Source organism: Pseudomonas sp. Pso3 (genome assembly GCF_055393275.1).
On record NZ_AP043687.1, the window covers coordinates 730,305 to 745,104 of the forward strand.

Sequence of the window (14,800 nt, forward strand, 5' to 3'; positions counted from 1 at the left end):
GCCCTCTGCCATGCGACTTTCGGCACAACCAGAACAAGGCCCGCCTGCCCATGCCCGTCCGCTTCGTCCGTCCGCTGCTCTGTTCCGCCAGTTTTCTCCTGACGCCCCTGGCGTCTGCCCTGGAGGCCCCGGGTGCCCCTGGCGCCACACCCTTCTGGTCCTATTCCGGCAAGACCGGCATCGGCACCAGCTACGAGGCCTATCGCGATGGCGCCTACAGCGACCAGGCCAGCACCGGACGCGTCTCGCGGGTCTGGTTTTCCCTGGCCCAGGGGGTGGTTACCGAGACCATGCAGGGCCTCATCCACGAGGCGCAGCTGCGCGAGATGCAACTGGTGATCCGCGGCCCCGACTTCACCCACCTGGAGCGCGACGACACCGACAGCCGCATCGAATACCTGGCCACCGATAGCGCCGGCCGGCCAACTTCCCTGGCCTACCGGATCGTCAATCGCGACCGCCAGGGCCGCTACGAGATCGAGAAGCACGTCTTCACCGACCCGGACCAGGACACCCTGGTCATGCGCGTCATCTTTCGCAGCCAGGATCCGCGCATCCAGCCCTATCTCTATGTCGATCCGGCGCTGGCCAACAGCGGCAGCCATGATCGCGCGGCGGTGAAGGGCGCGGTGCTCTACGCCAGCGAAGGCGAGCACGCCCTGGTGGTCAAGGCCAGCCAGCCCCTGCAGACGCCCACCGTGGGTTTCGTCGGCAGCTCCGACGGCCTCGACGACCTGCGCCGCAACGGCAAGCTGACCCAGCTCTACAGCAGCACCGGTGACCAGGCCGGCAACGTCGCCATGCTGGCCAAGCTGCCGCTCAAGGGCGCCGAGACCACCCTGGACGTGGTGGTGGGCTTTGGCGCCAATCCGCACCAGGCCGAGGCGGCGGCCGATGCCACCCTGGCCCGCGGCTACCAAAAGGTGCTGGCCCACTACAACGGCGAGGGCGACGCCATCGGCTGGCAGGACTACCTGGCCAGCCTTGATCAACTGCCGCGCCTGCAGGCCCAGGCCGGCGACGGCGGCAAGCTGGTCAACGCCAGCGCCCTGGTGCTCAAGGCCCAGGAAGACAAGACCCACGCCGGCGCCCTGATCGCCTCGCTGTCCAATCCCTGGGGCGAAACGGTGCCGGCGGCCAAGGGCACCACCGGCTACAAGGCGGTCTGGCCGCGGGACTTCTACCAGTGCGCTATGGCGCTGCTAGCGCTGGGCGATCGGCAGACGCCCAAGGTCGCCTTCAGCTACCTCAAGCAGGTGCAGGTGGACGCCAACACCGCCCACAAGCCGGCCGACAGCTCGGCCTTCATCCACCAGCAGAAGCAGAGCGACGAGGTCCGCGCGCCGGGGGCCACCGGCTGGTTCCTGCAGAAGACCCACGTCGACGGCACCATCGAATGGGTGGGCGTGCAACTGGACCAGACCGCCATGCCGATCATGCTTGGCTACCGCCTCTGGCAAGGCGGCCTGCTGGGCGATGCCGAGATCGATCGCTGGTATCGCGACATGCTCCGGCCCGCGGCGGATTTCCTCGCCCGCGACAGCCAGGTCAACCTGGGCTGGAACACCTGGCAGGTCAAGCCGCCGCAGACCCAGCAGGAGCGCTGGGAAGAGCAGTGGGGCTATTCGCCGTCCACCACCGCGGCGGTGATCGCCGGTCTCGCCACGGCGAGCGAACTGGCGCGCCACGCCGGCGACGAGGCCAATGCCAGCCGCTACCGCGACACCGCGCGGCGCTATTCGAGCCAGGTGGAAAAGACCATGGCCACCACCCAGGGCAGCCTGGGCGCCGGCAACTACTACCTGCGCATCACCCAGAACGAGGATCCCAACGACAAGGGCAAGCTGGTGGACAACAACAGCCGCCCGGGCTTGCCGGAAGACCAGGTGCTGGACGCCGGTTTCCTCGAACTGGTGCGCTACGGCGTGCGACCGGCCGGCGATCCCCTGGTGCAGAAGAGCCTGGCGGTGCTGGACGACGAGGGCCTGCCGGAGAATCTGCGGGTCAAGTACAGCTTCCAGTACCCGGGAGTGGAAGGCACCTTCCCCGGCTGGCGCCGCTACGGCAACGACGGCTATGGCGAGAGCGAGAGCTCCGGCATCAACTTTCCCGCCACCGAGCAGCCGGTGCCCAACTCCGGACTGCGCGGCCGGGTCTGGCCGATCTTCACCGGTGAGCGCGGGCACTACGAGCTGGCGCGCCTGGTCCTGCAGGGCAAGCCGGATGCGGCGGCGCTCGGCAAGCTGCGCGACACCTACGTCCGCGGCCTGGAACTGTTCGCCAACGCCGGCCTGATGCTGCCCGAGCAGGTCTGGGACGGTGTGGGCGACAACCGGCGCCACGGCTACACCAAGGGGCAGGGCACCGATTCGGCGACGCCGCTGGCCTGGTCCCACGCCGAATACGTCAAGCTGCTGCGCTCCATGGCGGACGGCCAGGTGTGGGATCACTACCCGGTGGTGGCGCGGGCACTGGCGCCCTGAGTAAGGAATGCTGCCGGGTCGCGAGCGCCGTCAGGGCTCGCGACCCGGCAGCAGGTCGGGTCGTTGTTGCTCCAGCCATAGTACGATCTGCTGGAGCAGGGTTTCAGCCTGCCGTAATGCCTCTTCGGCCATCGAGTCGCTGACCAAGTCGCCCGAGTAGTCGATGACATTGCGTTGCTTCCGCAGGGTGTCCAGTACCAGCATCGTTGGCGTAGCGAGACCTATGGTCCGGGGCAAGGACTGGATCATGGTCTGATGATGGCCAGGGCGACTGGTCAGGGTGCGATAGCCATTGGCCTGAAGCGCTGCATTAGCGCCCTGCATGATCGCCTTGTAGGCCAGATCGAAGCGGCTTTCACTGCTCAGCGTCGGCAGGCGGGCGTCCGTCAGGCTACGCTGCGCTGCCTCCAGCAGGCGCCGGATACCTGCCGAATCCGGCGTAATCGCTTCGAGACGTTTGCCAATCAAATTATCCAGGGTCATCTGTCCATCCTTGTGACAGTTCGCCAGCGTCGCCTATGACGAACAGCTTGGGCTTTTCTAGCAGATCCGTGACGAAGGCTCCCCCTTCCACCAACAGCTTCTGCCATTCCTCTTGCCGGTATACCTTGGGATTGATCTCGCGGCCAAGCCTTTCCTGGCAGGGGTAAAGGGCCGCCACTACTTCACCGAAGGTCACGGTGCCTAGGATCATGAGGTCTATATCGCTTCCACTGTTCGCCTTGCCGCTGGCCATCGAGCCGAAGACGAAAGCTGCTTCTATCCGGTCTGCAACAAGGCCCAATGCCTCGGCCAGGATGTCGGTAAGGCCACTGGTCTTGCGCAGAATGCTCGCCAGCTCTTCGAAGATCGGGCAGTCCGGATTGGCACGGTAGTGCTGCTGATTACCCACGCGCGTTTTCACGGCCAGACCCGCCGAGACTAACTTGACGAGTTCGCGGCTGAGGGTACCGGACTGGGTCTCGGTCAATCGCGCGATTTCACGCTGGTGATAGCTACTATCCGGATGGAGCAGCAGCAGCGCCAAGACCTTGCGGCGATAGTCGGGAAAAAGGACGGACGCGAGTGACATCGAAAACCTTATTGCTGCCTTTTAGGCTGCAATTGAAGCTTAAAAGGCAGCAATCATCCAGCACTACCATGCCTCAAACGATCAGTTGGATGCCTAACCGACAAGCGGTAGATCTCTGCTATAGCCAGTGCCAGAGCCTGTTTTACCTTTGATCGCTCAGGGAACGCCTGTAACAAGACTTGTCTGATGGGCATTCTCGGGCTTTCCTGAGATGGGCGGATCCTTCCGCTCCCTGCTTTCCCTCTTCGCTCCGGCCCTCCTGCCCTCGGTCGCGTACCGCGCGGTAGCGTGCCCGGCTGTCGCGCTTTTCTCTCGCTCGCTCCGGCGACCGCTCCGGTGGTCTGGGGGCGGGTCTTTGCCGGTTCCTGTCAAGAAGGTCACGGATATGACTGACGTCGCTCTCCCCATCGCCCTCTACCTGGGCACCCTGGTGCTGCTGGCTTTCGCCCTGCGCCGCAGCCCGCTGCTGACCGAGGAGACCCTGGCGCGCTCCTCGCCGCTGGATGCCCTACGCGGCATCCTCGCCACCGCTGTGGTCTGCCTGCATTTCGTGCTGACCTATCACCTCAAGGCCGAGGGCCAGTGGCGCGAACCCGACAGCGACCTGCTCTACAACATGGGCGTGGTACCGGTCTCGCTGTTCTTCATGATCACCGGCTACCTGTTCTTCGGAAAGGTCTATCGCCGCACGCCGGACTGGGGCGAGCTGCTCCGTTCGCGGGTGCTGCGGGTGATGCCGCTGTATCTCTGCGTGGTGGCCGTGGTGGTGCTCTTCACCCTGATCCGCACCCACTTCGTCATCGCCGACGGCCAGCGCTTCATGCTCGAGCTGCTCAGCTGGGAGCTGTTTTCCGGCTTCAGTCTCAACGGCCTGGAGGAGAGCGGCTGGATGACCGCCGGCGCCCACTGGACGCTGCGCTACGAGGCGCTGTTCTACCTGGCCCTGCCGCTTATCGCCGCGCTGTTCAATCGCCGTGGCTTCGGCCTGCCGCTGCTGGTCTCGGCGCTGCTGGTGGGCGGCCTGGTTGCCGCCGGCTATCACTACCACGTGCTGGGCGCGCGCTTCGGCCTGCTGTTCCTGCTGGGATTCCTGCCGGTGTTCGTCAAGGTCCATCGGCCGGCGTTGCTGGCACGTTTGCGCACGCCCCTGGTGGCCGCGCTGTCGCTGGCGCTGGTGGCCTATGCCATGACCCAGCCGGACTACAACCTCAAGCAGATGCTGGCGCTGGCCTTGCCCTTCGCCGCCATGGCCGCCGGCAACGACCTCTTCGGCCTCCTGCGCAGTCGCGGCCTCAAGGTGCTGGGCGAGATCAGCTACAGCCTCTATCTCACCCATGGCCTGCTGCTCTACGGCCTCTTCACCCTGCTCAACCTGGGGTCTGTCGAGGTCCTGGGTACGGTCGGCTTCATGGCCCTGCTGCCACCGGTGCTGGTGCTCGCCTGCCTGCTGTCGATGCTCAGCTACCGCTGGATCGAGCGTCCGCTGATGCACCTGGGCAGGGCGCCACGGCCTCGGCAAGTGCCGGCGTAAGCGCCGGCGCCGCCCCGGGATACTCCAGCAGAAAGGCCAGTGCCTGGGCGCAGGAGGCTTCCACCTTGAGCGCGAGCAGGTCGTCCGCGCGGGTCCGGCCATAGCCCAGGGCGGCGATGGGCAGGCCGGCGCGAGCCGCGGCCTGGGCGAAGCGAAAGCCGGAATAGACCATCAGCGACGAGCCCACCACCAGCAGCGCATCGGCGCGGCCCAGGTGGGCAAAGGCGCGCTCTACCCGCGCACCGGGCACGTGTTCGCCAAAGAACACCACGTCCGGCTTGAGCAGGGCGCCGCAGCGCGGGCAGTCGGGCACGCGGAAACTCATGAAGTCCACGCCTTCCAGATCGGCATCGCCATCCGGGGCGGTAGCCGCGTCCAGCTGCAGCCAGTCGTCATTGAGTTCGCCCAGCCACTGCTGGAACTCCTGGCGCGGCAGGCGCAGCTCGCAGCCCAGGCAGCGGATCTGGTCGAGGCGCCCGTGCAGGTCGATCACCGCCTCGCTGCCGGCGGCCTGATGCAGCCGATCGACGTTCTGGGTCAGCAGCATCTCCACCTGGCCGCGCCGCTCCAGGGCCGCCAGGGCCTGGTGGGTGGCGTTGGGCCGCGCCTGGCAGAAACGCGGCCAGCCGATCAAGCTACGTGCCCAGTAGCGGCGGCGCAACAATTCGTCGCCAACGAAGGCCTGCAGGGTGACCGGTTGCGGGCGCTTCCAGGCGCCGTCGCGGTCGCGGTAGTCGGGAATGCCGGAATCGGTGCTGCAACCGGAACCGGTGAGCAGAAAGATCCGCTCGTGCCGGGCGATAAAGGACTGGAGCTCGGGCAAGGACATCGTGCACCTGGGGTTGCGGGCGATATCCCCAGCTTGGAAAGGGTTATGCCGGGAGGCAAGCCGCAGCTGACGAACGTCCTGTCCGCGCTGCGGCGAGTGGCGTTCAGAAGACCGGCACGTAGATGTAGATCTGCGAATCCTGGGCATCCACCCCGGTGAAGGCCTCGGTGTAGTGCTCGAAGCAGGCGCCGGGACGGGGTTGCAGGCCGCGCGCCGGCAGCAGCTCGGCGAACAGCCGGCCGAGGCTCTTGGCCACGCTGGGCGCGGTGCCCAGGTGCACGTAGCGGGCGTAGCGGCCTTCCGGCAGTTCCTGGCGCACCATGCCGGCGGGCAGGGGGGCGCCTGGGGTGGTGGCCACCGCGGCCAGGTAGTGCATGGTGCCGGCCTGGCGCCAGCTCAGGCCATACCATTCGGCCGCGCCCTCGCGCCCGGTGATCTCCCCGGCGCGGTCGGCGAAGCGCCGCCAGAGGGCGGCGATGTCTTCGCCCTGGCCAGGCTCGAACAGCAGACCGGTCACTTCCAGGGCGGGATGGTCGACGATTTCCAGCGACATGGGACAGACTCTCTCGAAGATGCGATGAAGGCCGTCACCTTACTCCAGCGGCGCGCGGCGGTCAGCCGGGGCGGCCATCGGACGAAAGGTCGCAGCCGCCGCCAGGCCCTGCCGCAGACCCTGCCAGGTCCTCTTGCCGCTTCGCTAAAACACTGATTTTGAATGATTTTTCGATGAAGAAAGACGACGCTTCGCTCGAACTGCCAGGCCCGGGTCAGGACGAAGTCCTACCGTGATGTGCCTGGAGTTACCCAAGAAATGTCGATCAAGGTATCGCGCCGCAACTTCCTCAAACTCAGTACGGCGGGGGTCGCCACCTCGAGCATGGCCATGCTCGGCTTCGCCCCGGAACCGGCACTGGCGTCCATCCGCTACTACAAGCTCGCCGCCGCCAAGGTGACGCGCAACACCTGCACCTACTGCTCGGTGGGTTGCGGCATGCTGCTCTACAGCCGCGGCGATGGCGGCATCAACACCGTCAGCGACATCTACCACGTCGAAGGCGATCCGGATCATCCGGTCAGTCGCGGTTCCCTCTGTCCCAAGGGCGCCGGGGTGCTGGACTTCATCAAGAGCGAATCGCGCCTCTCCCACCCCGAGGTGCGCGAGCCGGGCAGCAACGAGTGGAAGCGCATCAGCTGGAACGAGGCGCTGGACCGCATCGCCCGCTACATGAAGGAGGACAGGGACAAGAACTTCGTCACCCATGACGCCGATGGCCATCTGGTCAATCACTGGATCACCACCGGCTTCCTGGCGGCCTCGGCCTGTTCCAACGAGACCGCGTACCTCACCCAGAAGGTGATCCGCAGCCTCGGCATGCTGGCGATCGACAACCAGGCGCGCGTGTGACACGGACCGACGGTGGCAGGTCTTGCCCCTTCGTTCGGCCGCGGTGCCATGACCAATCACTGGGTCGACATCCGCAACGCCAATCTCATCCTGTCCATGGGCGGCAACTCGGCCGAGGCGCACCCGGTGGGCTTTCGCTGGATGGTGGAGGCCAAGGAAAAGAACAACGCCAAGCTGATCACCATCGATCCGCGCTTCACCCGGACCTCGGCGGTGGCGGACTACCACGCCTATATCCGCACCGGGACCGACATCGTCTACCTGGGCGGGTTGATCAACTTCCTGCTCACCACGGACCAGATCCAGCATGAGTACGTAAGGGCCTACACCGACGTCGCCCTCATCGTGAAGGAAGACTTCGGCTTCCACGACGGCCTCTTCTCCGGCTTCGGCGAAGACAAGCGCCGCGCCTACGAGAAATCCAGCTGGAGCTACGAGTTCGACGAGCGCGGCATGGTGAAGGAAGACCCAACCCTGCAGCACCCGCGCTGCGTCTACCAGCTGATGAAGGCGCACTACAGCCGCTACACCATCGAGCTGGTGGAGCGCGTCTGCGGCATGCCGCGCGAGCAGATCCAGACCACCTGGGACATGATCGCCGAGACGGCGCGCCCCGAGCGCACCATGAGCATCCTCTATGCCCTGGGCTGGACCCAGCATTCCATCGGCGCCCAGATCATCCGTACCGCCTCCATGGTGCAACTGCTGCTGGGCAACATCGGCATGCTCGGCGGCGGGGTCAACGCCCTGCGCGGCCACTCCAACATCCAGGGGCTGACCGACCTGGGCCTGCTCTCCAACCAGTTGCCGGGCTATCTCTACCTGGCCTCCCACGAGGAACAGGAATACCGCGACTACATCAAGCGGCGGGCCAAGCAGCCCCTGCGCGAGGGCGAGGTCTCCTACTGGAAGTACTACGAGCGCTTCCACGTCAGCCTGATGAAGGCCTGGTTCTCCGAGGCGGCGACCAAGGACAACGACTGGTGCTACGACTGGCTGCCCAAGCTCAGCGAGCCGCTCTACGACGTCCTGCACACCTTCGAGCGCATGCACCACGGCGAGATCACCGGCTATTTCTGCCAGGGCTTCAATCCGCTGGCCTCCTTCCCGGACAAGAACAAGGTCAGCCAGGCGCTGAGCAAGCTCAAGTACCTGGTGGTGATGGATCCGCTGGCCATCGAGACCGCCGAGTTCTGGCAGAACCACGGCGAACTCAACGACGTGGACCCGAGCCAGATCCAGACCGAGGTGTTCCGCCTGCCCACCACCTGCTTCGCCGAGGAGAACGGCGCCATCGTCAACAGCTCGCGCTGGCTGCAGTGGCACTGGCGCGCCGCGCCGCCGCCGGGCGAGTCGCGGCCGGACGTGGCCATCCTCGCCGGGCTGTTCCATCGCCTGCAGCAGATGTATCGCGACGAGGGCGGCGCCTTCCCCGATCCCATCCTCAACCTGACCTGGCCCTACAGCAATCCGGAGGAGCCCAATCCCGAGGACATCGCCCAGGAATACAACGGTCGCGCCCTGGCCGATCTGCCCGGGCCGAACGGGACCATTTCCCACAAGCGTGGCGAACTGCTCGACGACTTCGGCTTCCTCGCCGACGACGGCAGCACCACCTGCGGCTGCTGGATCTATTCGGGCTCCTACAACCGCCAGGGCAACAACATGGACCGGCGCGACAACGCCGATCCCTACAACATCGGCATGACCCTGGGCTGGGCCTGGTCCTGGCCGCTCAATCGCCGCATCCTCTACAACCGCGCCGGCGCCCGGCCGGACGGCACCTCCTGGGCGCCGGAAAAGCGGCTGATCTGGTGGAACGGCGAACGCTGGGCCGGCGCCGACATCCCCGACTTCCCCTGGACCTCGCCACCCTCGGCCAAGGCCGGGCCCTTCATCCTCAACCAGGAGGGCGTCGCGCATTTCTTCGGCGGCAGCCTGCTGGCCGAGGGGCCCTTCCCGGAGCACTACGAGCCCTTCGAGTCGCCGCTGGACCACAACCCGCTGCACCCGGACAACCCGCGCGCCAGGAACAACCCGGCGGCGCGGATCTTCCCGGGCGATCGGGCGCGGCTGGGCACCCGCGAGGAATTCCCCTATGCGGCCACTACCTACCGCCTGACCGAGCACTTCCACTTCTGGACCACCCATGCGCGGCTCAACGCCATCGCCCAGCCGGAGAAGTTCGTCGAGATCGGCGAGGACCTGGCGACCGAGCTCGGCATCAAGGCCGGCGACTGGGTCAAGGTCAGCTCCAAGCGCGGCTACATCAAAGCGGTGGCGGTGGTGACCAAGCGCATGCACGGGCTGCAGGTGGAGGGGCGCACCGTGCACCACATCGGCATCCCCATCCACTGGGGCTTCAAGGGCGTCACCCGCCCCGGATTCCTCACCAACACCCTGACCCCCTACGTGGGCGACGCCAATACCCAGACACCGGAATTCAAGTCGTTCCTGGTGAACGTGGAAAAGGTCTGAGGGAGGTTCTATGAGAGGCGATCAAGTCAACTTCCAGAACATCGTCGCACGCTCGGCCATCTCCGAGGAGTCGCCCCACACCCGCATCGGCGGGGTGGAAGCGGTGGCCAAGCTGATCGACGTGTCGCGCTGCATTGGCTGCAAGGCCTGCCAGGTGGCCTGTTCGGAGTGGAACGACCTGCGCGACGAGGTCGGGCATTGCAACGGTACCTACAACAACCCGCCGGACCTCACCCCGGAGACCTTCCAGGTGATGAGATTCGACGAATACGTCAACGAGAAGGGCAACCTGGAGTGGCTGATCCGCAAGGACAACTGCATGCATTGCGCCGAGCCGGGCTGCCTCAAGGCCTGCCCGGCGCCGGGGGCCATCGTGCAGTACGCCAACGGCATCGTCGACTTCAATTCCGAGCACTGCATCGGGTGCGGCTATTGCGTCTCGGGCTGCCCCTTCGACGTGCCGCGCATCTCCAAGAAGGACCAGAAGGCCTACAAGTGCACCCTCTGCTCCGACCGCGTCTACCACGGCCTGGAGCCGGCCTGCGTCAAGTCCTGCCCGACCGGGGCGATCATGTTCGGTACCAAGGAGGACATGACCGAACACGCCCAGATGCGCGTTGGCCAGCTGCATGACCGCGGCTTTCCCGGCGCCGGTCTCTACGATCCGGCCGGGGTTGGCGGCACCCATGTGATGTACGTGCTGCAGCACGCCGACAAGCCGGAACTCTATACCCACCTGCCGGCCGATCCGCAGATCAGCCCCATGGTCAGCCTGTGGAAGGGCGTGACCAAGCCGATCATGTCGGCGCTGCTGGGCGTCACCGCCATCGCCGGCATCGCCCACTACCTGACCAAGGGACCCAAGGAAGAACCCGAGGAATCCCCGGACGAGGCAGAGCGCCACGCCGCGCGCGAGGAGGATCGGCCATGACCACGCCGTCGGACAACAAGCGCGGCATCCTGCGCTACACCACCTTCAGCCGGCTGAACCACTGGTTCATCGCCTTCACCTTCGTCTGCCTGACCCTGAGCGGCCTGGCCTTCTTCCACCCGTTCTTCTTCGACCTCACGGCGCTGTTCGGCGGGCCGACCATGACGCGCATCCTGCACCCCTTCATCGGGGTGGCCATGAGCCTGGGCTTCGTGGTCATGGCGGTGCGCTTCTTCAAGGTCAACCTGTTCAAGCGCCACGACGTGGCCTGGGTGCGGCGCATCGGCGACGTCCTCGCCAACCGCGACGAGCTGGCACCGCCCATCGGCGCCAACAACCCGGGGCAGAAGCTGGTGTACTGGGTGATGCTGCTGTCGGTGCCGGCGCTGTTGCTCAGTGGCTTCTTCATCTGGCGGCCGTATTTCGCCGACATCCTGCCGCGTGGCTGGCTGCGCTTTTCCAGCCTGGTGCACGCCTATGTCGCCTTCGTCGCCATCGTCACCCTGATCATCCACGTCTATTCGGCGATCTGGGTGAAGGGCTCCTTCCGCGCCATGACCCAGGGCCGCGTCAGCCGCGCCTGGGCCAAGCATCACCACCGGCTGTGGTACGACGAGATCGTCGAGCAGGAACGCCGCGAAGGCGGCGAGCGGGGCGAGCGCCCCCTGGATGAACACCGCATGCCCGACAAGGGGACCCCCTGATGCATCAGTACGGCACCTCGCCCACCGGCATCCTCAATCCGCCACCGGTGGTCCTGCCCGATCGCCAGCTGTTCGCCCGTCGCGCCCGCCGCCTGCGCGAACTGGCCGAGCGCAGCCCCGAGCTGGGCGACTTCCTCGGCTTCATGGCCCTGCTGATCCAGGCCCAGGAGGCCGTCCTGCAGGAACGCCAGCCCAGCTGGCAACCGGCGCCGGATGCCTTCAGCCTGGCCCTGGAGCACGGCATGCCGCCGCTGCAGGGGCAGGCCTTGCTGCGGGATCTGGACTGGCAGGGCGATCTACAGGCGCTGCTGGCCAACCTGGAACTGCGCATCGCCGCGCGTCAGCGGCCGGTGCTCGAACAACTGGCCGCCTTGCCGGTGACCGAGCGTCAACGGCTCGCCGAGCAGTTGCTCGCTCAGGAGCCCGGCGCCCCAGAGGTCCGGGCGCTGCTGCCGCTGGTGGGCGCTGCCCTGCAGGTGGCCTGGGTGCGCCTGGCCCTGGGCCTGCCGCAACCGCCCCAGCGCCATGGCGACGCCAGCCGGGTGCTGTGCCCGACCTGCGCGGCGCCGCCGCTGGCCAGCATCGTCCACGCCGACCGCGATCGCGACAACGTGCGCTACCTGCATTGCAGCCTCTGCGCCACCGAGTGGCACCTGGAGCGCAGCAAGTGCAGCTGCTGCAATACCAGCGCCCAGGTGCGCTACCTGGCCCTGGAAGACGCCGCCGGCAAGACGCCCCTGGCCGCCCAGGCCGAGACCTGCGACAGCTGCGACAGCTATCTCAAACTGGTCAGCAAGAGCTTCAACCTGGGCGCCGAGCCCCTGGCCGACGACCTCGCCAGCCTGCCGCTGGACTTCGCGCTGGCCGAAGAAGGGCGCTATGCCCGCAGTGGCTTCAATCCGCTGTTCATCGCCGGGGAATAAGGCGCCAGCGCCGCGTCACGTCTCCGCATGAAGGGCCTGGGTCAGCGCCAGGCCCGCCAGGCGCGCGCTGGCCAGCAACCGCTCCAGGCTCTGCCCATGCCGCGCGCTGGCGGAGAGTCCGGCCATGGTGGTGATGACGAAGTCGGCCAGCTCCTGCGCACGCTGCGGCTGGCGACCGGCGATATGGGTGCGGATAAGCGTCTGGGCCGTCTGGTGGTGCCGGTCGGCTGCCGCACGAGCCTGGGGATCGTCGGAATGGGTGCCCTCCAGCACCAGGCAGCCGGTCGAGCTGGGGTCGGCTACATAGCTGCGCGCCGCCTCTTCCAGCACTCGGGTGAGCGCTACCGCCAGGGACTGTTCGCCGTCCAGGATCTCGTGCAGCAGCACGGCGCCCGTCGAGATGTAGCGTTCGAGCACCCGCTGGTACAGCTCCAGCTTGCTGCCGAAGGCCGCATAGAAGCTCGGCGGCCTGATGCCGAGCGCCTGGGTCAGGTCGGCGACGCTCACCCCGTCATAGCCCTTTTCATGGAACAGGCGCTGGGCCTGGACGATGGCCTCGTCCGGATCGAAGCGGCGGGGCCGCCCACGGGTTGCGGTTTTATTTGTAGTGCTCATTACAAAAATACTTTGACAGCGGACGGGAGAAGATTATTGTAGCACTCACTACATTAATCAGGAGGCTGACTCATGAGCAATTTCGCAGGCAAAAAGGTCTTGGTGCTGGGCGGCAGTCGCGGCATAGGCGCGGCCATCGTGCGGCGCTTCGCCACCGATGGCGCCCAGGTGACCTTCACCTATGCCAGTTCCAGGGACGCCGCCCAGGCCCTGGCGGCGGAAACCGGTAGCACCGCCGAGCTGACCGACAGCGCCGACCGCGACGCGGTGATCGCCCGGGTGCGCGCCTGTGGTCCGCTGGACGTACTGGTGGTGAATTCCGGCGTGGCGCTGTTCGGCGATGCCCTGGAACAGGATCCGGACGCCGTCGATCGCCTGTTCAGCATCAATGTGCAGGCGCCCTATCACGCGGCCGTGGAAGCCGCGCGGCAGATGCCGGCGGGCGGGCGGATCCTCGTCATCGGCTCGGTGAATGGCGATCGCATGCCGTTGCCCGGCCTGGCCGCCTATGCCATGAGCAAGTCGGCCCTGCAGGGTCTCGCCCGCGGTCTGGCGCGGGACTTCGGGCCGCGCGGCATCACCGTCAACGTGGTGCAGCCGGGCCCCATCGATACCGAGATGAATCCGGCCGATGGCCCCATGAAGGAGCTGATGCACAGCTTCCTGGCGATCAAGCGCCACGGCAGCGCCGACGAGGTGGCCGGCATGGTCGCCTGGCTGGCCGGCCCCGAGGCCGGCTTCGTCACCGGCGCCATGCACACCATCGACGGCGCCTTCGGCGCCTGATCGAGTGCGTACCCCTATCGCCCAGGGCCCAGGCGATAGGGGCGAAGGCCGGCTATCCGGCAGGCCAGCCTAGTACGCCGGCCCCAATACCTCCTCGGCGATATCCAGCAACGCCCGCAGCCTGTCCATGTGGCGCAGGTCCTGGTGATAGCCCACCCAGATATCCCGTGATGGAGGACTGCCGAAGCGCTCGATGAGCTGCAGTCCGGCGGTCGCATCGCCGAGCGGGCGGGGCAGGACGGCCACCCCCAGGCCACGCCGGCACATCTGCGCCTGAACGGTTCGACTGGTACTGGTGAAGGCCCGTGGCGAGTCCGGCAGCCGCTCGAGCAACCAGGCGACATCGGGAAAATGCGATTGCGCGCTGTTCATGAGGATCAGCCCGACCGCAGCCGTATCCTCCTGCACCGCTAGCGCCGTCTCTGCGGAGCCGTAGAGGCCGTAGGGCATCCTCAGGAAACGGCGCTGCACGATATCCGGTTCGCTGAAGGGCACCAGGCGAAAGGCCACGTCCGCATCGCGTCGGGAGAGATCCAGCAGTCGATAACTGGCAATGACCTCGGGTACCACGGCAGGGTGCCGCCGGGTCAGGTCGGCCAGGACCGGCGCCAGCACATAGCCGGCGAACCAGTCCGCCGAAGAGATGCGCAGGATTCCCTCCAGGCGCTGGTGATTACCTGCCAGGCGCCGCTCGATCGCCAGGGCCGAGGCTTCCATGGACTCGGCCAGGGCGAATACGGCATCTCCCGAATTCGTGAGGATCAGGCCCTCGCGGGTGCGCCGTAGCAGCGCCTGTCCGGCTTCAGCTTCGAGCGTTTTGATCCGTCGACCTACCGTTGGGTGGCTGATTCCCAAGGCTCGCGCGGCCGAGCCATAGGAACCGCCCCGGGCGACTGCCAGAAAGATCCGTACATCGCTCCATTCCATGGCGTACCTGCGTACAAAAATGAACATTCAATATGCAGGAAAGGCAGTCCCCAAACAATATCGTAGGGGTGACCATGACAGCTCACATCGACGTAGATCCGTTGGCTTCAGCCAGG

At 66.4% G+C, this 14,800-nt stretch carries 13 protein-coding genes; 7 read left to right on the forward strand and 6 right to left on the reverse strand.

The genetic code is table 11. The features are described 5' to 3' along the window. Nucleotides 1-50 precede the first annotated feature (50 nt). Nucleotides 51-2,483: a glucan 1,4-alpha-glucosidase gene (locus tag ACZ5R1_RS03440; RefSeq protein WP_464712813.1), complete on the forward strand. Its 2,433-nt coding sequence runs from the start codon at nucleotides 51-53 to the stop codon at nucleotides 2,481-2,483. A gap of 30 nt (nucleotides 2,484-2,513) precedes the next feature. On the opposite strand, the gene ACZ5R1_RS03445 is transcribed toward ACZ5R1_RS03440, so the two are convergent. Further along, nucleotides 2,514-2,966: a DNA-binding protein gene (locus ACZ5R1_RS03445; protein ID WP_144948771.1), complete on the reverse strand. Its 453-nt coding sequence runs from the start codon at nucleotides 2,964-2,966 to the stop codon at nucleotides 2,514-2,516. Continuing rightward, a complete protein-coding gene (locus ACZ5R1_RS03450) occupies nucleotides 2,953-3,555 on the reverse strand; it encodes a nucleotidyltransferase domain-containing protein (RefSeq protein ID WP_288472884.1) in 603 nt (200 codons plus the stop codon). The genes ACZ5R1_RS03445 and ACZ5R1_RS03450 overlap by 14 nt, the downstream gene beginning before the upstream one ends. Before the next feature lie 385 nt (nucleotides 3,556-3,940). Between ACZ5R1_RS03450 and ACZ5R1_RS03455 the strand changes: the two genes are divergently transcribed. Further along, nucleotides 3,941-5,086, forward strand: a complete 1,146-nt coding sequence (locus tag ACZ5R1_RS03455; RefSeq protein ID WP_145151488.1) for an acyltransferase family protein — start codon at nucleotides 3,941-3,943, stop codon at nucleotides 5,084-5,086. On the opposite strand, the gene ACZ5R1_RS03460 is transcribed toward ACZ5R1_RS03455, so the two are convergent. Then, a complete protein-coding gene (locus ACZ5R1_RS03460; protein ID WP_464712814.1) occupies nucleotides 5,013-5,915 on the reverse strand; it encodes an NAD-dependent protein deacetylase in 903 nt (300 codons plus the stop codon). The genes ACZ5R1_RS03455 and ACZ5R1_RS03460 overlap by 74 nt on opposite strands. Nucleotides 5,916-6,018: 103 nt before the next feature. Then, complete coding sequence (locus ACZ5R1_RS03465; protein ID WP_074585056.1) at nucleotides 6,019-6,468, reverse strand: GyrI-like domain-containing protein; 450 nt, start codon at nucleotides 6,466-6,468, stop codon at nucleotides 6,019-6,021. Between the two features lie 264 nt (nucleotides 6,469-6,732). Here ACZ5R1_RS03465 and fdnG point away from each other — a divergent pair, with 264 nt between their 5' ends. Genes fdnG through fdhE form a run of 4 tightly spaced genes read left to right on the forward strand, consistent with a single transcriptional unit; the run spans nucleotide 6,733 to nucleotide 12,356 of the window. Then, nucleotides 6,733-9,798 (forward strand): formate dehydrogenase-N subunit alpha, encoded by a 3,066-nt coding sequence (fdnG, locus tag ACZ5R1_RS03470; RefSeq protein ID WP_153011130.1) that lies wholly within the window; start codon nucleotides 6,733-6,735, stop codon nucleotides 9,796-9,798. 10 nt (nucleotides 9,799-9,808) lie between these two features. Then, complete coding sequence (fdxH, locus tag ACZ5R1_RS03475) at nucleotides 9,809-10,729, forward strand: formate dehydrogenase subunit beta (RefSeq protein WP_464712815.1); 921 nt, start codon at nucleotides 9,809-9,811, stop codon at nucleotides 10,727-10,729. Further along, entirely contained in the window at nucleotides 10,726-11,433 is a 708-nt protein-coding gene (locus tag ACZ5R1_RS03480; protein ID WP_007160995.1) for a formate dehydrogenase subunit gamma, read from the forward strand. Before fdxH ends, ACZ5R1_RS03480 begins: the two co-directional genes overlap by 4 nt. After that, nucleotides 11,433-12,356 carry a formate dehydrogenase accessory protein FdhE gene (fdhE, locus tag ACZ5R1_RS03485; protein WP_464712816.1) on the forward strand — a complete coding sequence of 308 codons (924 nt, stop codon included), beginning with the start codon at nucleotides 11,433-11,435 and terminating at the stop codon, nucleotides 12,354-12,356. The genes ACZ5R1_RS03480 and fdhE overlap by 1 nt, the downstream gene beginning before the upstream one ends. Before the next feature lie 15 nt (nucleotides 12,357-12,371). On the opposite strand, the gene ACZ5R1_RS03490 is transcribed toward fdhE, so the two are convergent. Continuing rightward, on the reverse strand, nucleotides 12,372-12,971 hold the full coding sequence (locus ACZ5R1_RS03490) for a TetR/AcrR family transcriptional regulator (protein ID WP_464712817.1): 600 nt from the start codon (nucleotides 12,969-12,971) through the stop codon (nucleotides 12,372-12,374). Between the two features lie 72 nt (nucleotides 12,972-13,043). On the opposite strand from ACZ5R1_RS03490, the gene bdcA reads away from it, so the two are divergent. Next, nucleotides 13,044-13,757 carry an SDR family oxidoreductase gene (bdcA, locus tag ACZ5R1_RS03495; RefSeq protein WP_144961595.1) on the forward strand — a complete coding sequence of 238 codons (714 nt, stop codon included), beginning with the start codon at nucleotides 13,044-13,046 and terminating at the stop codon, nucleotides 13,755-13,757. 69 nt (nucleotides 13,758-13,826) lie between these two features. Here the strand turns inward: bdcA and ACZ5R1_RS03500 are convergent, their stop codons facing one another. After that, complete coding sequence (locus ACZ5R1_RS03500; RefSeq protein WP_464712818.1) at nucleotides 13,827-14,684, reverse strand: LysR family transcriptional regulator; 858 nt, start codon at nucleotides 14,682-14,684, stop codon at nucleotides 13,827-13,829. Between the last annotated feature and the right edge of the window lie 116 nt (nucleotides 14,685-14,800).

Excerpts from the sequence above, each read along its gene's own strand:
- ACZ5R1_RS03440 (WP_464712813.1), top strand. The coding sequence starts at position 51 with ATGCCCGTCCGCTTCGTCCGTCCGCTGCTCTGTTCCGCCAGTTTTCTC.
- ACZ5R1_RS03490 (WP_464712817.1), bottom strand. The coding sequence starts at position 12,971 with ATGAGCACTACAAATAAAACCGCAACCCGTGGGCGGCCCCGCCGCTTC.
- bdcA (WP_144961595.1), top strand. The coding sequence starts at position 13,044 with ATGAGCAATTTCGCAGGCAAAAAGGTCTTGGTGCTGGGCGGCAGTCGC.
- ACZ5R1_RS03450 (WP_288472884.1), bottom strand. The coding sequence starts at position 3,555 with ATGTCACTCGCGTCCGTCCTTTTTCCCGACTATCGCCGCAAGGTCTTG.
- ACZ5R1_RS03500 (WP_464712818.1), bottom strand. The coding sequence starts at position 14,684 with ATGGAATGGAGCGATGTACGGATCTTTCTGGCAGTCGCCCGGGGCGGT.
- ACZ5R1_RS03465 (WP_074585056.1), bottom strand. The coding sequence starts at position 6,468 with ATGTCGCTGGAAATCGTCGACCATCCCGCCCTGGAAGTGACCGGTCTG.
- ACZ5R1_RS03460 (WP_464712814.1), bottom strand. The coding sequence starts at position 5,915 with ATGTCCTTGCCCGAGCTCCAGTCCTTTATCGCCCGGCACGAGCGGATC.
- fdxH (WP_464712815.1), top strand. The coding sequence starts at position 9,809 with ATGAGAGGCGATCAAGTCAACTTCCAGAACATCGTCGCACGCTCGGCC.
- fdhE (WP_464712816.1), top strand. The coding sequence starts at position 11,433 with ATGCATCAGTACGGCACCTCGCCCACCGGCATCCTCAATCCGCCACCG.
- ACZ5R1_RS03455 (WP_145151488.1), top strand. The coding sequence starts at position 3,941 with ATGACTGACGTCGCTCTCCCCATCGCCCTCTACCTGGGCACCCTGGTG.
- ACZ5R1_RS03445 (WP_144948771.1), bottom strand. The coding sequence starts at position 2,966 with ATGACCCTGGATAATTTGATTGGCAAACGTCTCGAAGCGATTACGCCG.
- ACZ5R1_RS03480 (WP_007160995.1), top strand. The coding sequence starts at position 10,726 with ATGACCACGCCGTCGGACAACAAGCGCGGCATCCTGCGCTACACCACC.